This window comes from Salinivibrio sp. IB574, from assembly GCF_001996205.1.
Classification (GTDB): domain Bacteria; phylum Pseudomonadota; class Gammaproteobacteria; order Enterobacterales; family Vibrionaceae; genus Salinivibrio; species Salinivibrio proteolyticus.
This window is the reverse complement of sequence record NZ_MUFN01000044.1, coordinates 1-20,641: the sequence shown is the minus strand read 5'-3', so window position 1 is coordinate 20,641 and position 20,641 is coordinate 1. Positions and strand designations below refer to the sequence as shown.

Below are 20,641 nucleotides of genomic sequence, written 5' to 3'. Positions count from 1 at the left end.
GCGCAGTGGCGAATAGTCGTGATTGATAATGGCACTAAAATGCTGCTGTGCCATCGCTTCTAGCTCATCAAGCGGCTGTGGGCCCGTGACGGCTAACGTCATCAGGTTAGCGCTGTAATTGGCGTGATAAAACGCAATCAGATCGTCTCGCACCGACTGACCCGCTCTGTCTGCTAAGGTCTCCAAGCTTCCGACTGAGAATTTTGCGAAAGGGTGAGCAGGATTAATGGTTTCTTTATGGACTTGATAGATGCGTCGCACATCGTCGTTGAGCTTCATGCGATATTCAGCATCCACGGACTGACGCTCTTTATCGACAGCATCGGCATCAAAGCGAGGCGAAATAAAAAACGCGCTGAAGCGGTCGAGAGCCGCGCGGAATTGGCTGGGGCGAATATCGAAAAAGAAGGTGGTGTTTTCAGTCCCTGTCCACGCGTTATTATGACCACCATGCTGGCTAATAAAGCGCTGAAAGTCACCTGCTAGCGGATACGCATCCGTGCCCAAAAACAGCATATGCTCGAGAAAGTGTGCCAAGCCTTCTCGGTCGGCTGGGTCATGAAAATGGCCCACATTAACAGATAAGGCTGCCGCGCTGCGGTGTGCCGCAGGATCGGAGACTGCCAAAACGCGGAGTGCGTTGGGCAGGGTGAAATAACGGTAGCGCTTATTGTCATTTGGGCTAACATGCACAGGCAACTCGATATCGTTTAAACAAGTTATGCCTCAATTATGACTACCAGTGACCTGAGTCGCAAACCACTTCTTTGGTCTTTTGCGATATACATTGGTAGCATGCGGCTAAATCACAGATAACTGTTGTGAGTATTTCTGGCTATGAAACTGATCATAATGCGTCATGGGGAAGCACAAGCGTTTGCTGCAAGCGATAGCGAACGCGGTTTAACCGCGAATGGCGAGCGACAAAGTGAGCAAATGGCAGCTTGGCTCAGTCAACATTTGGCTGGCGAGACGATCGATAAAGTATTGGTAAGTCCTTACTTACGTGCCCAGCAAACATGGCAAGTCTGTGCGCCGCACCTTCCTGCCCGTGAGGTTGCCACTGAGCCAGACATCACGCCTTATGGTCAGAGCGACCAAGTTTATACCTATCTGCAAGCCATGTTTGACGTAGAAGCACCGAATGTCGTCCTCGTGGTATCTCATTTGCCGCTGGTGGGCTATTTGACCAACGAGTGGTTGCAAAATGGTCAGCCGCCAATGTTCTCGACGTCAGCCATGGCAGTACTTGATATCGATGGTCAAAACGATACGGCCGAGCTTATTGCAATGATGTCACCGCGCGAGCTACAAGGCTAAACCGGCTCGGGAGCTAGCGGTCGGAAACGTCGATTAACACCAAGAGTGCACCATTACCGCCGAACTCCAGTGGGGCCTGATGAAATGCCAACACATCCGGATGCTGTGCGAGCCACAGCGGGATTTTTTCTTTGAGGATCCCTTTGCCGATGCCATGCATGACACTGGCACACTGGACGCCGTCTTTGACACAGGCAGCGAGCATCGCGCCGAGTTCACGTTTTGCTTCCATCTGTGTCATGCCATGTAAATCTAAATAGATATCGGGCACATAGACGCCACGACGCAAGCGCTTCACCTCATATTTTGAGACGCCTTGGCGGGCGTATTGCATAGGGCCGGATTCACTGAGTAAAGGCTCAAACTCATCAGAAAAGTAAAAGGCATGATCGCGGCTTTGTTGCTCGAATCGCTGCTGTTTGCGCGGTTTGCTCGTCTGGCGTTGTGGCGGGTTTATGGTATCCTGCTCCAACTTTTTTGCGCCTTTGACGGCATCACGGAATAATGCAAAATCCTCTTCCGTTATTGATGGTTTTTTGCTCATAAAAAACTGTCCCCGAGGTGATAATCTGAATTGTACATTCAGCCAGCTCAAAATGCTGCTTATTGTACTGACCTCGCGTCAAAGGGCGACCCTAAATTGCATGAAGCCGATGGAGGCCAATGTGGATACGATTTTTACTGAAGAAGTGGTCAGCGAATTACATACGCTGCAAGACATGCTGCGCTGGACAGTCAGTCGTTTCAATGCGGCAGGGCTGTTTTACGGTCATGGCACAGACAATGCTTGGGACGAGGCGGTGCAGCTTGTGCTTCCTACCTTATATCTTCCTGTCGATGTCCCGTCTGAGACGCGTTTTTCGCGCCTGACCACCAGTGAAAAACATCGTATTGTTGAGCGTGTCATTGCACGGATTAACGATAAAACCCCTGTTGCGTACTTGACCAACAAAGCCTATTTCTGTGGCCTCGAGTTTTTTGTTGACGAGCGCGTCTTGGTGCCACGTTCACCGATTGGTGAGCTGATCCAACAAGAGTTTGCCGGTATTTTACCGCATGCCCCAAGCCGCATTATGGACCTATGCACCGGCAGTGGCTGTATTGCCATTGCATGCGCCTATGCGTTTCCTGAGGCGGAAGTCGATGCGGTTGATATTTCTACCGATGCGTTGGAAGTGACCGAAATCAACATCCAAGATCACGGCTTGGARGAGCAAGTGATCCCGCTGCGATCTGATTTACTAAAAGACGTCCCGCAAGATAAGTACGATTTGATTGTTAGCAATCCTCCGTACGTGGATGCAGAAGATATGGCTGACCTGCCTGACGAGTTCCGCCATGAGCCCGAATTAGGGCTAGCTGCCGGGACGGATGGATTAAAACTGGTTCGTCGTATCCTAGCCAATGCTCCGGATTACCTCACCGACGATGGTGTACTGATCTGTGAAGTGGGTAACTCGATGGTGCACATGCAAGAGCAATATGGCCACCTACCGTTGCATTGGATCGAATTCGAAAACGGCGGTCATGGCGTGTTCATGATCTCGCGTCAGGATTTAGTTGCCTGTGCTGAGGAATTTGCGCTTTATCGCGACTAGTCACACATGCTTCGCATACTTCTCTAGCCAGCCTTTGTGCTGGCTTTTTTTATTTTGGCACTGACGACCAGAGGTGGATTTTTTTTGCGTCTTTGACTGCTTTGTGGTTAATTGCTAACAAAGTACGCAAAAACACAACAATGCCCATCAGGCAAACAGAGGAAGGCATGGCAGGCAACACGATTGGACAAATTTTTCGCGTGACGACGTTTGGAGAAAGCCACGGTATCGCACTGGGCGCGATTATTGACGGCTGCCCTCCGGGGTTGGCGCTGACGGAAGCGGACATGCAGCATGATCTTGACCGTCGTCGCCCCGGCACATCGAAATACACCACACAGCGTCGCGAGCCTGACGCTGTTAAGATTCTCTCCGGTGTGTTTGAGGGCAAAACCACGGGGACATCGATCGGCTTGATGATCGAAAATACCGACCAACGCTCAAAAGATTACTCCAAAATCAAAGATGTGTTTCGTCCCGGCCATGCAGATTTTACTTACCATCATAAATACGGCATCCGCGATTACCGCGGCGGTGGTCGTTCGTCAGCGCGTGAAACCGCGATGCGTGTTGCCGCTGGGGCGGTGGCTAAAAAATACCTAGCCCAAGTCCACGGTATTCAAGTCCGTGCCTACTTGGCGCAGATGGGCGATGTGACCATAGACACAGTTGATTGGGCGCAAGTTGAGCAAAATCCTTTCTTCTGTCCTGACCCAAATAAACTCGATGAGTTAGACACACTTATCCGTCAGCTCAAAAAAGACGGCGACTCGATTGGTGCGAAACTGACCGTAGTGGCGGAAAACCTGCCGGTAGGCTTAGGGGAGCCGGTGTTTGACCGTTTAGATGCTGATATCGCCCACGCACTGATGGGGATCAATGCGGTGAAAGGGGTCGAGATTGGCGATGGTTTTGATGTGGTAACCCAGTGCGGCAGCGAGCATCGTGATGAAATTCATCCTGACGGCTTTGCCTCAAACCATGCCGGTGGCATTCTGGGGGGAATTTCTTCAGGCCAGCCGCTGGTTGCCCATTTAGCGCTCAAGCCGACGTCTAGCATTACGGTGCCGGGAAAAAGCATTGATATTCACGGGGAGTCCGCGGATGTGGTTACCCGAGGCCGTCATGATCCTTGTGTAGGGATCCGCGCGGTACCGATTGCTGAAGCCATGGTGGCGATTGTGCTTATGGACCATTTGCTGCGTCATCGTGGCCAAATGGGGGCGAACCCCAGCATATAGTTTTGGAATCAGTCGATTTCCCCAAAAAACCGCACCCAGTTGTGCGGTTTTTTATGGTCAGTGCAGCGATGAAGGCGCTTCAAAGCGGAAAACCGGTAACGACCAACCAAAGCGAAGGGCGGCCATTCTAAATCCAAAGCCGATCACTAAACTGGCAACCGTCGCAATCAGTTCACCGACATCGAGACGAATCAAGCTAAAGTAAAGCGCACCGGTGACAAAGGCGACCAAGGCATATAGCTCTTTGTGCAAGACCATCGGCGATTGACGACAGATTAAGTCACGCAATAGCCCGCCAAAAATACCGGTGATCAGAGATGAAACCATGCAAATTAGAGGATGTAGCCCCATATCCATCGCAACGCGGCAGCCAATAATACTGAAGGCGGCAAGGCCCAGTGCATCTAGGGTGACAAACAGTTTATAATTGCGTGCAACCCAGCTGGCAATCCACGGGGTAATCAAGCCTGCGACGCAAGTAATTACGAGAAAATGCGGGTTAGCAACCCAAGTGAGAGGGTAGTGGCCAAAAAGAATATCGCGGACTGTTCCGCCACCGATAGCGGTGGCGCTGGCGACAAACATCACCCCAAACCAGTCCATGTGTTTTCTGCCTGCGCAGAGCGCACCTGTCATGGCTTCCGCGGTAATGCCGATGACATAAAGCGTCAATAACAACATACAACCCGACACCTTATACTGAGATTAGAAATTGACGCGCATTGTAGTGGCCTTAACGGCCTCACACAATCAAATTTGTGATGAGGAACAAATAAAAAAGAGTGTTTAGATTGAAAGGCTTAGCTAATAGAGATGCTACTTTTTATCGCTAAAAATGTCTTTTTTGTTACTGATTGATACTTAATCCTATTAAAGTGCTGTATGACCCACGATTATCACGACTTAATTCGGCTTTTTAACCAAACATTTCTTAGCACGTTCAATACTGAACTCTTACTGGGCGGCGATGAACCCATTTATCGGCCCGCGGATGCAACGTACCCACATCATCGGGTGATTTTTGCGCGCGGTTTTTTTGCTTCTGCGTTACATGAAATTGCACATTGGACCATTGCCGGCGAGAAACGCCGTCAATTGGAAGACTATGGCTATTGGTATCACCCCGATGGCCGTGATGCTGACACGCAAGCCGCCTTTGAGGCCGTGGAAGTGAAGCCACAAGCGATTGAGTGGATACTGTCTGCAAGCTGTGGGTTTCGTTTTCAAGTCAGTTGCGACAATTTAAGCGGTGTCGAGCCAGATCGCCATGCGTTTACTGCCAAAGTGCGTCAGCAAGTGATGGACTACCTGAGCGAAGACAGCACAAGCCCCGCATTACCCGTGCGTGCTAAGCAGTTTTCTGATACCTTGCGAGGCTTTTACGGCATTGCCCCGTTAACGCCCAACGATTTTGCATTGCCCGAGTCAGGCTAAGAGAGACATGATGATCCAAGACTACGAAGAACGTATTTTGACCTTGATTGATGAGATGGTAGAAACCGCCTCTGATGATGAGTTATTTGCCAGTGGTTATTTACGTGGCCATGTGTCTCTTGCCGCTGCAGACTGCGAACTGGAAGGTCTTGATGACGTTGCCTCGCTCAAAGCGCGTGTGGATGCCAGCCTTAATGACAATGCCAGTGAATTGTCTCCCGGCGATCAACGTTTGGTGGGCGCATTGTGGGACTTGCTGCAGCAACAAGTTGAAAAAGACCAATAGTCTTCGCCGCTGCGCGCATGAAATAAGCGGCGCCGACAGTAAACAGCCATCGTCTCGACGATGGCTGTTTTGTCTCGTAACTGTGGTTACAAGGCTTTACCTTTTAACAGCTTACGCACCCACATTCGCCCTGGATGCAGGCTGTCGAGCACCGTTTGTGGTAATGGCAAAGGCTCATCACACAATTGTGCGGCGAGTATTTCCGCGGCAAGCGGCGCGGACGTAAGACCACGTGATCCCAAGCCGAGTAAGCAAAATAGCCCCGGATAGACAGGTACGGAGCCTGCTTTCTCTTTGTCCTTTTGCAGATTTTGGTACGCGGTAACCAGTGCGTGATAGTCGCAAACATTGCCCACAAACGGGAGGTGATCGCGACTGGCGCAGCGTATGCCCACACGTCCTTCTTTTGCAACTGGCACGGCACGCGCCCAGTCGGTATCAATACAACCGGTGAGACGCTGTTGGTTCTCGGTTTGCTCGTCAGCTTGGAAAGTGAGGTCTGCATTATTCCGGCTGTAACTGGCCCCCAAGCAATGCTCTCCTGCTTGATTGACCGGCGTTAAATAGCCTTCGAAACACAGCACTGTATTGAGTTGACACAGCTCAGCATTGGTGGGGACATGACTCACTTGACCTCGCACTGGATAAACAGGAATCGGCTGTGTTTGGCCAAATTGGGCGGATTGGTGGCCATTTGCGATTACGACATTATGATGCCAAGCCTCACCAAGTGCTGTACTAAGCGTCCAGCCATTGTCGGCTTGCCTCAGTGCATCCACGTGGCAATCAAAATGTGCGCGCAGTTGTCCGCTCGCGATAGCCGCATCAATCACAGCGGCCGTAAATTGTTGTGGGCTCATCCACCCACCTAATGGATAGAATACGCCTGCATGGCCGGTTTCTAGGCCGACCGTCTCAGCCACATCTGCCTTATCGATTGGCTTGACGAGTGTGTCTGGAAAGTCACCCTTGGTCATTTTAGCCAGCTTGGTCGCACTTTTCTCATCGTAACCCAGTTGCGTCACGCCACACCATTGGTGTTCAAACGCGATCCCTTGCTCGTGTTGTTGCTCAACAAACTGGCGAGCAAACAAAAACGCAGGAGCAAAAAATTGGCTTAAATTGTCGTTATTGCCATTTAAAAGTGGATAAATGGCACCTTGGCGGTTACCTGATGCTCCCGCCGCAGGATGTGAGTCATGGCTGTAGAGGGTGACGCGTTTTCCGCGTTGAAGTAATGCCGTGATCAATGCGGCACTGGCAATCCCTCCGCCAATCACTGCAATATCATCTGCCGATATAGCGGGAGTCCGTGCGTACCATGGTTGAAAGCTGGTCGCCGTTTTCCGCGTGGGTAATCGGCCTGCCAGCATTTCGCGTTTATGGCCAAACCCTTTCACCTTTTTCATGTCAAAACCGGCAGCTAATAGACCACGACGGACAAAACCAGCGGCGGTAAAGGTGGCGCAAGTACACTGCTCACGGGCAAGCCTAGCCATGCCATCAAATAAATCTTGATTCCACATCTCCGGGTTTTTGCTCGGGGCAAAACCGTCGAGATACCAAGCATCGACAATCCCTGCTGCGCCAGTCGGCACCTGTGGTAACCAATCTTTAATATCACCAAACCACAAATCGAGTGTAATCTGACCTTGTGCCAGCACGATCCGTTGACAGCCCGCCAAAGGGACAGGGTAGTGAGAGCGAAGCTGCTCTGCATACGGGGCAAGCTCAGGCCAAGCTTGATGCGCACGGTCAAGATCTTCTACGGTCAGAGGGTATTTTTCGAAACTGATAAAGTGCAGTTGCGTGACCGCCGCATCGGGTTGGGCTTGGCGGAACTGCGCAAAGGCGTGCCAGGTCGCGAGAAAGTTTAACCCGGTGCCGAAACCGGTTTCCGCGATCACAAAGCGGGGCGATGAGTGGGTCTCCCAGCGGGTGGGGAGTTGGTTTTGAGCCAAAAACACATAGCGGGTTTCGGCGAGGCCGTCAGCGTTAGAAAAATACACATCGTCAAACTGGTCGGCGACCGGTGTGCCAGTGTCGTTCCAACTGATTTGCGCATGTTTAATTGAGGGAGAGCTCACAAATGCCTCATACAAAAATGTCGTAAAAGCGAAATTGTACTGACTGAAAGGAAAGCTGACCACTTATCAGCTTTAAAAACGCTATCATCCACTGCGAAATTAACGTCTAGGAAAGAATCATGAAACGAGCTGTCATTACAGGCATGGGGATTGTTTCCAGTATTGGTAACAACGTCAAAGAAGTGCTGGAGTCGCTCAAAGCGGGAAAATCTGGCATTAACTTCTCTCAGCAGTTTGCCGATATGAAACTGCGCAGTAACGTTTGGGGTGACCTCAAACTGAACCCCGCCGACCATATCGACCGCAAAAAAATGCGCTTTATGGGTGACGCGGCTGGCTTTGCTTATCTTGCCATGGAGCAAGCGATTGAACACGCAGGTCTTGCACCTGAACACGTCTCTAATGAACGGACCGGCCTTGTCGCAGGCTCAGGCGGTGCGTCTTCTGTTAACCAAGTAGCCGCGGTCGATATTCTTCGAGAAAAAGGGGTTAAACGCGTTGGCCCTTACATGGTGCCACGCACTATGTCCTCGACGGTCTCTGCGTGCTTGGCCACCCCATTTCAAATTAAAGGGGTGAACTACACCATGAGCTCTGCCTGTGCGACGTCGGCACACTGTATCGGTCATGCACTCGAGCTCATCCAATTGGGTAAGCAAGATATCGTATTTGCGGGTGGCGGCGAAGAGCTTGATTGGTCATTAACCATGATGTTTGATGCCATGGGTGCGCTATCAACGAAATACAATGACGATCCACAAAAAGCCTCACGGACCTATGATGCAGACCGCGATGGGTTTGTTATCTCYGGCGGTGGCGGCATGTTGGTGGTCGAAGAGCTTGAGCATGCATTGGCGCGTGGCGCGACCATCTACGGTGAAATCGTAGGTTATGGTGCGACTTCTGACGGCTACGACATGGTTGCCCCGTCAGGCGAAGGTGCTATCCGCTGTATGAAGATGGCGATGCAAGATGTGGACGGCGACGTGGATTATATCAACACCCACGGTACATCCACGCCAGTCGGTGATGTCAAAGAGCTTGGCGCGATCCAAGAAGTTTTCGCAGGTAAGAGCCCAGCGATTTCAGCGACCAAAGCCATGACGGGCCACGCATTAGGCGCGGCAGGTGTGCATGAAGCCATTTATTCGACGTTGATGCTGGAGCATGGCTTTGTGGCGCCAAGTATTAACATCGAACAACTCGATCCTGCTGCAGAAGGGTTGGATATTGTCACTACACCGCGTGAGCAAGCACTGACGCGAGTGATGTCGAACAGCTTTGGCTTCGGTGGCACCAATGCGACCTTGGTGATCGAAAAATATCGCGGTTAATCCGCCCCTCGTTTTCCAGGTTTGCAGAGCAATTCTGCCATCAGACGCGGGCTATTATCGTTGAGAGCCGGTAATAGTCTTTTCAGGTCCTGGATTTACCCGGCTTCGGCCGGGTTTTTTTATGCCGGTTCCTGCCATCGATAATTCCACCGTCCCCCGTTGAGCAAGGGTGTTTTCTTGTGACGAGCCAGATACAATATTGCCTTCGCATTTTGCATCCGATACGCGGTGCACCGACTCACACAGGACGTTGAACGTGAAAATTGTTGTAGACGAAAACATGCCTTATGCCCAAGCCTTGTTTAGCCAATTGGGTGAGGTCGTGGCATTACCCGGACGTGCAATCAGCGCGGCGGATTTGATTGATGCTGATGCATTAATGGTAAGAAGTGTGACACAAGTGAATCAGGCCCTAGTCAAAGGCGCGTCTCGGTTACGTTTTGTCGGCTCTGCCACCGCGGGTGAAGATCACCTTGATTTTAACGCCCTGCATGCACAAGGAATTCACGCGACGGCTGCGCCCGGCTGCAACAAAGTTGGGGTTGCTGAGTACGTGATCAGCGCACTGCTTGTATTGGCCCAACAACAAGGATTCTCGATTACAGACCGGACGGTCGGTATTGTGGGAGTCGGGCATGTGGGCAGTTATCTAGCCGAGCGCCTTGATGCGCTAGGGATAAAAACGGTGTTGTGCGATCCGCCTCGCCAAGATGCCGGTGATCCACGTCCAATGGTTGATATTGATACACTTATTGCATCGTGTGATGTAGTGACTTTTCACACACCATTAACGCGCGATGGCCAATACCCCACCTACCATTTGATGAACGCGACACGTTTAGCGGCATTGGGCGCGGGCAGTATATTGATTAATGCGGCGCGCGGCCCTGTGGTTGACAATCAGGCCTTGAGTGCACGACTTGATCAAGGCGACATGGATGCAGTGCTTGATGTGTATGAGCATGAACCCGAGGTTGATCTGGACCTCATGGATAAGCTGACCTTTGCCACGCCGCATATTGCAGGCTATGGCTTAGAAGGAAAAGCGCGCGGCACTACCATGGTGTTTAACGCACTGTGCGAACACCTTGGCCTGCCTCATCGTGCCCACGCCAGTGACTTACTACCGACGGCCCCCATCCCTCATGTGACGCTTGCGCAGCCATGGCAACAAAGCGATCTAATGGCATTGACACAATTAGTCTACGATATTCGTCGGGACGACAGTGATTTTCGTCGCGCAATGCATGGCGCTGGGGATAATAAACCCGCGCAACGTACAGCCTTTGACCAATTACGAAAAAATTACTGGGATCGACGTGAGTACAGTGCGATCACAGTAGCCGGACAGACGGATTTCGGGTTACAGTCGCTGGCTAAGCTCGGCTTTAGTATTGAGGAGCAAGCATGACACAAGCATTTGACGTTGCGGTTTTAGGCGCAACAGGCGCGGTTGGACGCGCGATTATTGATAGCCTAGAAGAGCGCGACTTTCCGATTGGGACACTGCACCTGCTCGCCAGTGAGCGCAGTGAAGGAGAAACCATCAAATTCAAAGGCGAAAGCCTACGTGTTCAAAACGTAGAGAAGTTTGATTGGACCCAAGTGCAAATCGGCCTGTTTTCAGCCGGCGCACAAGCATCTGCGCAGTGGGCGCCGATAGCGGCAGACGCAGGTGTTGTCGTGATTGATAACACCTCCCAGTTCCGTTATGACTTTGATGTCCCTCTTGTGGTCCCCGAAGTGAACCCGGCCGCGATTGGCGATTTTCGTAACCGCAATATCATCGCTAACCCCAATTGTTCTACCATCCAAATGCTGGTGGCGTTGAAACCGATTTATGACGCAGTGGGAATCGAGCGTATTAACGTGTCGACCTATCAATCTGTCTCGGGTTCCGGTAAGTCGGGCATCGACGAACTTGCCGGACAAACGGTAAAACTGCTCAATAGTCAAGACGCTGAACCAGCGCTATATAGCAAACAGATCGCGTTTAATTGTTTGCCGCAGATCGATCAGTTTATGGACAATGGCTACACCAAAGAAGAAATGAAAATGGTGTGGGAAACGCAGAAGATCTTTGCCGATGAAATGATTGGCGTGAACCCTACCTGCGTGCGTGTTCCTGTTTTCTATGGCCATGCCGAAGCGGTGCATATTGAATGCCGTCAACCAATTGACGCTACAGAAGCGGTGGCAATCTTGAGCCAACATGAACATATCGAAGTGTTCGAGGGGGAGGACTACCCGACGCAAGTGAAAGAGGGCACTGGCACTGACAAGGTGTTAGTGGGTCGGATCCGCAATGATATTAGCCAACCGAATGGCTTAAACCTTTGGGTCGTGGCGGATAACGTTCGAAAAGGGGCTGCAACGAACTCAGTGCAGATTGCGGAACTGCTGGTGCGCGATTACTTGTAAAATTGCCACAGTGTTTATCGCAACGATGGCAAGACGCCATGATACCCTGTCATCATTGACAGGGTATTTTTTTAGGCACTATTTTTGCTTTGAACTCGGTGTGTCGCGGCAAATTGCCGGTAATCGTAAAGGTAAAACTGAGGCCGAGCGCCCACAGTTTGATCGCACAACACACTTTTATATCATCAAACTACAGTTTTTAGCATGGCTTCCGATATAGTTAGATATTTAGTGAGGCCATTTCTGCCATAAGGGGTGCGGGTGTGTCCGACGCACAGCAAAGTGAACAGTCTTCTCATCGTGAAACGTGTATGACTACTGGAAAGTTCAGTCAGCGTCTTGCTGTCTTACTAGCCATGGTCGCGTTTATTGTCTTCAGTTTTTCTACTGTTTCTGTGGAAGCGGCGATTCGTATTCTTGGACCGCAGGATGAAATGACCACTGAGGCGCAATCAGCGCCGCAACCGGTGAATACGCCGACACCGCAGCGTTATGGACCAACAGGGGCGAATGAAACCTTATGGTCTATTGCCACGCAAATGCGGCCGAATAACCAAGTCAGTGTTTATCAAACCTTGGGAGCGATTTTTCGCTTAAATCCGAATGCGTTTGCGGATAACAATATCCATAGTTTGCAGCCTGGCAGTAACTTATTAATGCCCACCTTGGCGCAAATTCAGCGTGAAAGCACTAACGATGTTGTTGCGCGCCTCGAAATCGACCAAGCGAGAAAGCAAGCACAGGCAACCCCGCAAACGCCACTTAGCACCCAAGTGAGCGCACCTCGTGAACCTCAGCAACCGGCTGCCTCTCGTCCTGAAGCAACGCCTCCTTCATCAGACACTGAAGAGTCTGATGCATCTTCGATGGCTGAGTCGTCAAGCGATGACATGTCACCACAGCCACAAGTGGTCGAGAATTTGCAGTCGCAATTGCAAGCCTCTGATCAAGAAATGACGCGCTTGGTAGAAAGTAACCATGTGCTCAAAGTCCGCTTATCGGAAGTTCAACACGAGCTTTCTGCGCTGAAAGAGCAAGTGGGCAATGATGCTGAATTGAATCAAGAAATCCGCGCGTTCTTAGAGCAACAACGCCAAGCAAAAGTCGCAAAAGAAACCCAGCCGCCATCAGCGGTGGAGTCATTGATGGATAGCCCGTTATTGCTGGCTATGCTAGCGATTCTGCCTGGCGCTGCGATTGCGGGGGCGATTTTCTTCTTCCTCTCGCGTCGTAAAAAGCAAGAGGATGACGTCGAAGAGCCAGCGGCGCTCGATCATGATGAGATTGACGATGATATGCCGGTTATCATGGTGCCTGATCCTGAAGAGGAAGAAGCCAATGAGGAGCCGCAGGATGATGAGTTAGAAATTGCCGACGACTTTGGTAGCGATGAAGACCAAATGTTCGGTGATGACACGGATCTCGACGATCTTGACTTGGATGATGACCTCGATGATATGTCGGGTAACGAGTCGAGCGTGGCACCCAATGGGGATGATGCTATTGGCCTGGAGGACATGGAGCGAGCGCTGGATGAGCTAGCGGAGGCTCCCCCAGAAGAGACGCCTGAACCATCGGTCGAAGAAGAGTCGACCCCAGAAGAGTCAGACGCTGCCCCTGAAGAAGAAATGAGTGCGGATGAAGCACTGGCTGCAGAATGGGCAAAATCACTTGAAGAAGATAATGGCGGCGATGTTGATGATATCGACGCCCTGTTAGCCGGCGAACAAGGTGAGGGTGCTGACCAGCCGGAAGAAGCAACATCAGACACAGACAAGGCTGCTGAGGAGCCAGAAGACGCACCAAATGATGCCTTGTTTGACAAGGTTCTCGAAGACGAGCCTGAGCTTGACCTTAGCCAAGACATTGATCTATCGGATGACGATAGCGACGATGACGACCTATCCCTCGATAACACCACCGAGTTGCTTGATGAGTTGGTTGGTGATGAAGAAGAGGCTGATGACGAGGCTTGGATCAACGATGACGATGATGATATCGACGAGTTTGATGAGAGCAGTGACGCACTGTTAGACGAAGTGCTGGATAAAGATGATCCTCACCTTGAAGACTCGGATGCGCTGCTTGAAGAAGTGGTAGGGGATGATGATATCGACCCACTGGCTGAGGATGATGATCCGGCTCTTTGGGGGGAAGACGACACCGATCCGAATGAAGCTGAACTAGAGCACTTGCTTTATGACAGCGACGATGGTGATGAGACTGATATCGAAAATGATATACCAGAGCCAGACAGTGACGATAGTGACGAAGCTGAGGAAACCGCCGAAGCGGATGCGTCAGCAGAAGATATCAGCGAAGAAGAGGCGCCAAAAGAAGACGGTGACGATGATCTAGGTGCCGAGCCAGCGGATGATGATACTGCGGATGCTGATGAAGCCGCAGAGGATGCCAGCGAAGATGATGCGCCAACAGAAGACGGCGACGATGATCTAGATGTTGAGCCAGCGGGTGATGACACTGCGGATACGGATGAAGCTGCAGAGGATGCCAGCGAAGATGATGCGCCAACAGAAGACGGCGACGATGATCTAGATGTTGAGCCAGCGGGTGATGACACTGCGGATACGGATGAAGCCGTAGAGGATGCCAGTGAAGAAGAGGCGCCAACAGAAGACGGTGACGATGATCTAGATACTGAGCCAGCGGACAATGACACTGCGGATGCAGATGAAGCCGCAGAGGATGCCAGCGAAGAAGAGGCGCCAACAGAAGACGGTGACGATGATCTAGATACTGAGCCAGCGGACAATGACACTGCGGATGCAGATGAAGCCGCAGAGGATGCCAGCGAAGAAGAGGCGCCAGCAGAAGATGGCGACGATGATCTAGACGCTGAGCAAGCAGATGATGACACTGCGGATGCGGATGCGGATGAAGCCGCAGAAGATGCTAGCGAAGATGATACGCCAACAGAGGACGGCGACGACGATCTAGACGCCGAGCTAGCAGATGGTGACACTGCGGATACGGATGAAGCCGTAGAGGATGCCAGCGAAGACGATGTGCCAGTAGAAGATGGCGACGATGCTCTAGATGTTGAGCCAGCGGGTGATGACACTACGGATGCAGATGAAGCCGCAGAAGATGCTAGCGAAGACGATGCGCCAACAGAAGAGGGCGACCATGATCTAGATGCTGAGCCAGCAGATGATGAAACTGCGGATGCAGATGAAGCCACAGAGGATGCCAGCGAAGAAGAGACGCCAGCAGAAGACGATGCTCTAGATGTCGAGCCAGACGATGATGAAGGCGAAAATCTTGACGATCTCAGTGAAGAGGACCTTCTCGACCTAACCAGTTTGCCAGAGTATGACGAAGAAGCTGCATTAGCAGATGCTGAACCGCTTGATCCTGAAGAGCAGGCCGCGTTCGATAGCATGCCAGAGCCAGAGCCAGAGCCAGAGCCAGAGCCAGAGCCAGAGCCAGAGCCAGAGCCAGAGCCAGAGCCAGAGCCAGAGCCAGAGCCAGAGAGCCAGAGCCAGAGCCAGAGCCAGAGCCAGAGCCAGAGCCAGAGCCAGAGCCAGAGCCAGAGCCAGAGCCAGAGCCAGAGCCAGAGCCAGAGCCAGAGCCAGAGCCAGAGCCAGAGCCAGAGCCAGAGCCAGAGCCAGAGCCAGAGCCAGAAACCAGCAACCGAGACTATGAGTTTGACTCACTCTCTCTAGATGAACTTGGCGAGTTTGACGAAGACGATGCATTGAGTGCCGCTCTGGATGAGCAACGTGAGCTCGAGTCTTACTTCGATGAACAAGGCCGTGATGCGGGTCAAGGCGATAGTCGCGATATTAGTGAACTGGATGATGACGACCATCAAGTGGGTGGTCTCAATATGGACGCTCTGTTGTCTGAACCGGATGGCGATGAGCCTCTTGATCTGTCCGGGCTCTCTGATGAAGAAGCGGCCGTGTGGCAAGCGGATAATGAACCAGAGCCCGAAGCTGAAAGCGAGGACTGGAGTCAGCAGCCTGCCATGGACCCAGAGTCGCTTGAGAAATTCGAATTAGAGCAAGCGCTTGATGACGATTTGCTGAATGAAGGGGAAGCAGAGAGCGAACTCATTGATGAAGGGGAAGAGGAGCGTGATTACATCAGCATCGAGGAGTTGATGCGCGATGATGGTAGCGCACCGGATATTGACCCGGATAAAGCGGAAATGAACTTAGATGTGGGGCTGGATGAATTTCCTGATGTGCTGGAAGATATCAGCGCCATCGATGTTGATGGTGATACGGCCAGTACAGAAGCGGCCACGAATCTCGATCTGGCCAAAGCCTATCTAGAGATGAACGATGTCGATGGTGCGATTTCATTGCTAGAAAAAGTCATGCAATCAGGGAATAAAGCGCTTCAACAAGAGGCAAGACAGCTGCTTGAGCAGCTACGATAAAAAACAGGCAGCTTCGGCTGCCGTTTTTTATCTTTGCGTTGGCGACATCGATGATTAAAGGGGCCCGGTATCAGACCTGCACATCGCATGCATTACGTATATAATGCGGCGCCTTGATAGTGAGTAAACGAAAAGGCACAAGCATGAGAGTCGCGTTAGGCATTGAATATGATGGAGCGCAGTTTTACGGTTGGCAGCGCCAACGAGAAGTTACCAGCGTACAAGCGCACTTGGAGCGTGCTTTATCCATCGTGGCTAACCAAACTGTCGATGTTCAATGTGCTGGACGAACCGATGCTGGTGTGCATGGGACTGGTCAAGTGGTGCACTTTGATGTGGATAGCCAGCGGCCGTTAAAAGCATGGACACTGGGTGTGAATGCTAATTTACCGGATGCGATTGCTGTTCGTTGGGCAAAAGAGGTGCCTGACAGCTTTCACGCTCGGTTTAGCGCGACCGCTCGTCGTTACCGTTATATCATCTACAATCATCCTCTGCGTCCGGGCATTTTAGCCAAGGGGGTCAGCCATTATTATGGTGAGTTGGATGAAACCTTAATGCATCAGGCCGGTCAGTACTTATTGGGGGAAAACGATTTTTCCTCGTTCCGCGCTGCGCAATGTCAGTCAAAATCACCGTGGCGAAATGTGATGCATTTGTCGGTGAGCCGTCGCGAGCGTTACATTATCATCGATATTAAAGCGAATGCATTTGTTCATCATATGGTGCGAAATATTGCAGGTAGCTTGATGGCTGTGGGCCGAAAAGAACATCCTCCCGAATGGATTGAATGGCTGCTGGCCCAAAAAGATCGCACCTTAGCGGCCGCCACCGCCAAAGCGGAAGGCTTGTATTTGGTTGAGGTTGATTATCCGCAAGAGTTTGCGCTGCCCGATGCGCCGATTGGCCCCCTGTTTTTACCCGATGAGGTCATTGAACGGGCCTAAATAGTAGCGCGTCAAAGGGTAGAGCGAAGAATAGGTAGTACCAGTTTTTTATCCCAAGTCTGACTGACTTGTGATTTAATTCGGTCTAATTTGTTACGAATCCAAGATGGACGTCCTATGCGGACGCCCATGATTAAGTAAAGGTTGTCCATGAGCTGGCTTGAAAAAATCCTAACGAAAAGCAACATTGGTTCATCGCGCAAAGCATCCATTCCTGAAGGGGTGTGGACCAAGTGTACGTCCTGTGACCAAGTGCTTTATCACGCAGATGTAGAGCGTAACCTAGAAGTATGCCCTAAGTGTGATCATCACATGCGCATTCCTGCTCGTCGCCGCCTTGATGTGTTTCTCGACAAAGACGGTCGCGAAGAGATTGCCGCTGAGCTTGAGCCGAAAGATGTGCTGAAGTTTCGTGACTCGAAAAAATATAAAGACCGCCTTTCTGCGGCACAAAAGTCGAGTGGTGAGAAGGACGCACTGATCGTCATGAAAGGAACCGTGTTAGAGGTTCCCGTGGTTGCCTGTGCCTTTGAATTTAAGTTCATGGGTGGCTCAATGGGTGCCGTTGTAGGTGCACGTTTTGTGAAAGCAGTAGACACTGCGATCGAGAATAACTGTGGTCTGGTGTGTTTTTCTGCCAGTGGTGGCGCGCGTATGCAAGAAGCCTTGATGTCGCTGATGCAGATGGCGAAAACTAGCGCTGCGCTTGAGCGTCTTTCTCGCCATAAACTGCCGTTTATCTCGGTGATGACCGATCCAACTTATGGTGGCGTCACCGCCAGTTTCGCAATGCTTGGCGACGTCAATGTCGCGGAACCTAAAGCCATCATTGGTTTTGCGGGCCGTCGCGTGATTGAGCAAACGGTACGTGAAAAGTTACCTGAAGGCTTTCAGACCAGTGAATTCTTGCTTGAGCATGGTGCCATCGACATGATTGTTGATCGTCGCGAAATGCGTCAGCGCTTGGCAGGGCTGCTTGCGAAACTGAGCAATGTGAAATCACCATTGGTGGTTGACGTTGAACAAGACAAGCCACAAGAAGACGAGCAATCTGCCTCTCAAGAGTAAGATTTGACCGTGTTCCTCAGCGTTATCCTTGGTATTATCTACCCATCATGTAGCAACTGACCAAGTTAATGTCTGAACAATGCATTCCTACAGCCACGTCCCCGCTATCGACGTGGCTGTCTTATCTTGAATCCATCCATACCAGCGCGATTGACTTAGGGTTAGAACGCGTTGCCCACGTTGCCGAGCATGCGCAATTGACCAAACCTGCCCCAAAGATCATAACAGTGGCGGGTACCAACGGTAAGGGAACGACTTGTGCGCTGCTCGAGGCGATCTTGCAGAATGCGGGCTATCGCACTGGCGTATATAGCTCTCCTCACCTTGTTCATTACAACGAGCGCGTGCGTATTAATGGCAAACCATTAGACGATGCGGCGCATTGCCAAGCATTCGCCGCCATTGAGCAAGCGCGCGGAGAAACCAGCCTGAGCTTTTTTGAGTTTGGTACCTTGGCGGCGTTGCAGCTATTTAAGCAGCACGAGCTTGATGTCGTGATCCTAGAGGTCGGCCTTGGGGGACGCTTAGATGCAACGAATGTGGTCGAGCATGACGTATCAGTGATCACCAGTCTAGCACTGGATCATTGTGATTGGCTCGGCGATGACATCGACCAAATCGGATATGAAAAGGCGGGGATTTTCCGTGCGGGTAAGCCGGCGATTTGTGGTCAACCTGCGCCTCCTCCGAGTGTTGCTGCGCATGCGGACGCGATTGGTGCAGACTTGTATCAAATTGGTTATCAGTATCACTATGTACAGCAAGGTGATACTTGGTGTTGGCATGCCGGTGCCTTTGATATGGATGCGCTGCCAGTTCCTCATATTCCTATGCAAAATGCCGCAACGGCATTAATGGCGCTTGGTGTCGCAGAGCTGGACATCGCTGACACGCACATCACCGAGGCATTGCGAACCCTCACTGTGCCTGGCCGGATGCAAGTTATTTCAAGCCAGCCTTACACCGTGTTTGACGTCGCCCATAACCCGCACGCTGCGCAATATTTGGCGGATAGATTAGCGACCATTAAGCAGGATAGAGGCGGAAACATCCATGCTGTGGTTGCTATGCTGGCAGATAAAGATATTGCCGGCACGTTAGCGTGCTTTGAGGGAATTGTTGACCATTGGTATCCCGCTTCCTTGAGTGTCGCACGGGGGGCTCCGGCGAGTGCTTTGCCCGTAAACGCAGAGGAGCGATTTGACACCCCTTATCACGCTTATCAAGCGGCCTACCAAGCGGCGGAACCCGAGCGTGATTGTGTGGTCGTATTCGGGTCGTTCCATACCGTGGGGCAAGTGAGTGAACAGATTAATTAAAACGGAGTCGATGTGGCCAGTAAGTTGCAAAAACGATTAGTCGGTACGCTGGTATTGGTGTCAATGGGGGTGATTTTTTTGCCAGATGTTCTGGATGGCAAAAAAGAGCACTATCAAGAAAGCTATCAAAGTATTCCTCTGCGCGATGACTTTGATGCGTCTGTGACAGAAACCCCGATTGCTGAACCACAGGTGGCTGATGTTGCTGTGCCTGACACCTCGGTAAAAACGACCGACGAAGAAAGGGGTGCATCAAACCAGCGTGAAACGCCCCCTGATTCAACGGCATCTGAGTCGATCGCCACGGCAGATGGCGCGTGGATGATTCGCCTTGGTACCTTCCGCAATCAGGACAATGCGCGCCGTTTGGTTAGCCAATTGCGTGAGAAAGGTTACCAAGCCCATATTTTGCCACGGGATCTGAAACCTGATGACCTTGCCAAAGTGGTTGTGGGTCCAGATGTGTCTAAAAACACGCTGGAATCTCAATTGGCAGACTTAGAATCTCTCACCGGGCTGAAAGGGCAATTGCGCAAATTTGACCCACTTACCCAATAAGAAAACGTTTGCGTGAGCATTTTTTCTGTTAGAATGCGCGCGTCTCGAGCAAGTGAATAACATGATTTGGATTGATTACCTGATTCTTGGCGTCATTGGTTTTTCGGCGCTGGTTAGTGTTATCCGAGGCTTTGTCAAAGAGGCATTGTCTTTGGTGATTTGGTTTGGTGCTTTTTTTGTCGCCAGCCAATTTTATCCGCAACTTGCGGTGTATCTCACCAACATACAGGATGCGGTGATCCGTAACGGAACCGCTATTGCCTTACTGTTTATTGCTACCCTCATTGTGGGTGCAGTGGTCAATTATGTGATTGCCCAGTTAGTGCAAAAAACAGGACTATCAGGGACAGATAGAGTGTTGGGGATTGTGTTCGGAAGTGTTCGTGGGGTGTTGATTGTCGCCGCCGTCTTGTTTTTCTTGGATGCGTTTACGTCAGTCTCTAAAACCCAAGCATGGGGACAATCTGAACTGATTCCTAACTTTGCTGTAGTTATTGAATGGTTCTTTAACTACCTCGAGAACAGTTCCAGTTTCTTACCTAAGATCGCGGGGTCTTAGGCTGGTTTACGCGTAACAAGGAATAGCTGACATGTGTGGTATTGTTGGAATCGTAGGGGCC

The 20,641-nt window shown here is 51.2% G+C and carries 19 protein-coding genes; 15 read left to right on the top strand and 4 right to left on the bottom strand.

Annotated elements, in window-relative coordinates:
- A partial coding sequence (locus BZJ17_RS15825) for an insulinase family protein (protein WP_198534206.1) occupies window positions 1–693 on the bottom strand: 693 nt, incomplete at its 3' end.
- A gap of 144 nt (window positions 694–837) precedes the next feature.
- Here BZJ17_RS15825 and sixA point away from each other — a divergent pair.
- A complete protein-coding gene (sixA, locus tag BZJ17_RS15820) occupies window positions 838–1,320 on the top strand; it encodes a phosphohistidine phosphatase SixA (RefSeq protein WP_077641381.1) in 483 nt (160 codons plus the stop codon).
- 13 nt (window positions 1,321–1,333) lie between these two features.
- Here sixA and smrB read toward each other — a convergent pair whose 3' ends face one another.
- Window positions 1,334–1,864 (bottom strand): endonuclease SmrB, encoded by a 531-nt coding sequence (gene smrB, locus BZJ17_RS15815; protein ID WP_069587210.1) that lies wholly within the window; start codon window positions 1,862–1,864, stop codon window positions 1,334–1,336.
- A 121-nt stretch (window positions 1,865–1,985) separates the two neighbouring features.
- On the opposite strand from smrB, the gene prmB reads away from it, so the two are divergent.
- Together prmB and aroC are read left to right on the top strand one after the other, a co-directional pair.
- Window positions 1,986–2,918 carry a 50S ribosomal protein L3 N(5)-glutamine methyltransferase gene (prmB, locus tag BZJ17_RS15810; RefSeq protein ID WP_077455546.1) on the top strand — a complete coding sequence of 311 codons (933 nt, stop codon included), beginning with the start codon at window positions 1,986–1,988 and terminating at the stop codon, window positions 2,916–2,918.
- 167 nt (window positions 2,919–3,085) lie between these two features.
- Entirely contained in the window at window positions 3,086–4,159 is a 1,074-nt protein-coding gene (aroC, locus tag BZJ17_RS15805) for a chorismate synthase (protein WP_077641380.1), read from the top strand.
- A gap of 57 nt (window positions 4,160–4,216) precedes the next feature.
- On the opposite strand, the gene BZJ17_RS15800 is transcribed toward aroC, so the two are convergent.
- Window positions 4,217–4,840: a trimeric intracellular cation channel family protein gene (locus BZJ17_RS15800; RefSeq protein WP_069587214.1), complete on the bottom strand. Its 624-nt coding sequence runs from the start codon at window positions 4,838–4,840 to the stop codon at window positions 4,217–4,219.
- A 201-nt stretch (window positions 4,841–5,041) separates the two neighbouring features.
- On the opposite strand from BZJ17_RS15800, the gene BZJ17_RS15795 reads away from it, so the two are divergent.
- Together BZJ17_RS15795 and BZJ17_RS15790 are read left to right on the top strand one after the other, a co-directional pair.
- Entirely contained in the window at window positions 5,042–5,593 is a 552-nt protein-coding gene (locus BZJ17_RS15795; RefSeq protein ID WP_069587217.1) for an elongation factor P hydroxylase, read from the top strand.
- Window positions 5,594–5,603: 10 nt separating this feature from the next.
- Window positions 5,604–5,879, top strand: coding sequence for a YfcL family protein (locus BZJ17_RS15790; RefSeq protein WP_069587231.1), 276 nt, complete (start codon window positions 5,604–5,606; stop codon window positions 5,877–5,879).
- Window positions 5,880–5,965: 86 nt separating this feature from the next.
- Here BZJ17_RS15790 and mnmC read toward each other — a convergent pair whose 3' ends face one another.
- The gene (mnmC, locus tag BZJ17_RS15785) at window positions 5,966–7,966 is read right to left on the bottom strand and encodes a bifunctional tRNA (5-methylaminomethyl-2-thiouridine)(34)-methyltransferase MnmD/FAD-dependent 5-carboxymethylaminomethyl-2-thiouridine(34) oxidoreductase MnmC (protein WP_077641383.1); all 2,001 of its coding nucleotides are present in this window, start codon (window positions 7,964–7,966) and stop codon (window positions 5,966–5,968) included.
- Window positions 7,967–8,085: 119 nt separating this feature from the next.
- Between mnmC and fabB the strand changes: the two genes are divergently transcribed.
- The 10 genes from fabB (at window position 8,086) to BZJ17_RS15730 (ending at window position 20,580) form a co-directional block, all read left to right on the top strand.
- A complete protein-coding gene (fabB, locus tag BZJ17_RS15780) occupies window positions 8,086–9,300 on the top strand; it encodes a beta-ketoacyl-ACP synthase I (protein WP_069587218.1) in 1,215 nt (404 codons plus the stop codon).
- 256 nt (window positions 9,301–9,556) lie between these two features.
- Entirely contained in the window at window positions 9,557–10,711 is a 1,155-nt protein-coding gene (gene pdxB / locus BZJ17_RS15775) for a 4-phosphoerythronate dehydrogenase PdxB (protein ID WP_077641379.1), read from the top strand.
- A complete protein-coding gene (locus tag BZJ17_RS15770) occupies window positions 10,708–11,721 on the top strand; it encodes an aspartate-semialdehyde dehydrogenase (protein WP_077641378.1) in 1,014 nt (337 codons plus the stop codon). Before pdxB ends, BZJ17_RS15770 begins: the two co-directional genes overlap by 4 nt.
- A 311-nt stretch (window positions 11,722–12,032) precedes the next feature.
- Window positions 12,033–15,407, top strand: a complete 3,375-nt coding sequence (locus BZJ17_RS17310; RefSeq protein ID WP_198534203.1) for a FimV/HubP family polar landmark protein — start codon at window positions 12,033–12,035, stop codon at window positions 15,405–15,407.
- Between the two features lie 32 nt (window positions 15,408–15,439).
- Complete coding sequence (locus tag BZJ17_RS15755; RefSeq protein ID WP_198534201.1) at window positions 15,440–16,129, top strand: FimV/HubP family polar landmark protein; 690 nt, start codon at window positions 15,440–15,442, stop codon at window positions 16,127–16,129.
- Between the two features lie 143 nt (window positions 16,130–16,272).
- Window positions 16,273–17,076, top strand: coding sequence for a tRNA pseudouridine(38-40) synthase TruA (gene truA, locus BZJ17_RS15750; RefSeq protein ID WP_077455683.1), 804 nt, complete (start codon window positions 16,273–16,275; stop codon window positions 17,074–17,076).
- Window positions 17,077–17,226: 150 nt separating this feature from the next.
- The gene (gene accD / locus BZJ17_RS15745; RefSeq protein ID WP_077455684.1) at window positions 17,227–18,144 is read left to right on the top strand and encodes an acetyl-CoA carboxylase, carboxyltransferase subunit beta; all 918 of its coding nucleotides are present in this window, start codon (window positions 17,227–17,229) and stop codon (window positions 18,142–18,144) included.
- Between the two features lie 68 nt (window positions 18,145–18,212).
- Window positions 18,213–19,463 carry a bifunctional tetrahydrofolate synthase/dihydrofolate synthase gene (gene folC / locus BZJ17_RS15740; RefSeq protein WP_077641377.1) on the top strand — a complete coding sequence of 417 codons (1,251 nt, stop codon included), beginning with the start codon at window positions 18,213–18,215 and terminating at the stop codon, window positions 19,461–19,463.
- Between the two features lie 12 nt (window positions 19,464–19,475).
- Complete coding sequence (locus BZJ17_RS15735) at window positions 19,476–20,021, top strand: SPOR domain-containing protein (protein ID WP_077641376.1); 546 nt, start codon at window positions 19,476–19,478, stop codon at window positions 20,019–20,021.
- 61 nt (window positions 20,022–20,082) lie between these two features.
- Window positions 20,083–20,580 carry a CvpA family protein gene (locus BZJ17_RS15730; protein WP_077455687.1) on the top strand — a complete coding sequence of 166 codons (498 nt, stop codon included), beginning with the start codon at window positions 20,083–20,085 and terminating at the stop codon, window positions 20,578–20,580.
- Window positions 20,581–20,641: the final 61 nt, after the last annotated feature.

What these genes read in the sequence shown, in the direction of transcription:
- sixA (WP_077641381.1), top strand. Translation starts at nt 838, where the DNA reads ATGAAACTGATCATAATGCGTCATGGGGAAGCACAAGCGTTTGCTGCA.
- smrB (WP_069587210.1), bottom strand. Translation starts at nt 1,864, where the DNA reads ATGAGCAAAAAACCATCAATAACGGAAGAGGATTTTGCATTATTCCGT.
- aroC (WP_077641380.1), top strand. Translation starts at nt 3,086, where the DNA reads ATGGCAGGCAACACGATTGGACAAATTTTTCGCGTGACGACGTTTGGA.
- BZJ17_RS15800 (WP_069587214.1), bottom strand. Translation starts at nt 4,840, where the DNA reads ATGTTGTTATTGACGCTTTATGTCATCGGCATTACCGCGGAAGCCATG.
- BZJ17_RS15795 (WP_069587217.1), top strand. Translation starts at nt 5,042, where the DNA reads ATGACCCACGATTATCACGACTTAATTCGGCTTTTTAACCAAACATTT.
- BZJ17_RS15790 (WP_069587231.1), top strand. Translation starts at nt 5,604, where the DNA reads ATGATCCAAGACTACGAAGAACGTATTTTGACCTTGATTGATGAGATG.
- BZJ17_RS15770 (WP_077641378.1), top strand. Translation starts at nt 10,708, where the DNA reads ATGACACAAGCATTTGACGTTGCGGTTTTAGGCGCAACAGGCGCGGTT.
- BZJ17_RS17310 (WP_198534203.1), top strand. Translation starts at nt 12,033, where the DNA reads ATGACTACTGGAAAGTTCAGTCAGCGTCTTGCTGTCTTACTAGCCATG.
- truA (WP_077455683.1), top strand. Translation starts at nt 16,273, where the DNA reads ATGAGAGTCGCGTTAGGCATTGAATATGATGGAGCGCAGTTTTACGGT.
- accD (WP_077455684.1), top strand. Translation starts at nt 17,227, where the DNA reads ATGAGCTGGCTTGAAAAAATCCTAACGAAAAGCAACATTGGTTCATCG.
- folC (WP_077641377.1), top strand. Translation starts at nt 18,213, where the DNA reads ATGTCTGAACAATGCATTCCTACAGCCACGTCCCCGCTATCGACGTGG.
- BZJ17_RS15730 (WP_077455687.1), top strand. Translation starts at nt 20,083, where the DNA reads ATGATTTGGATTGATTACCTGATTCTTGGCGTCATTGGTTTTTCGGCG.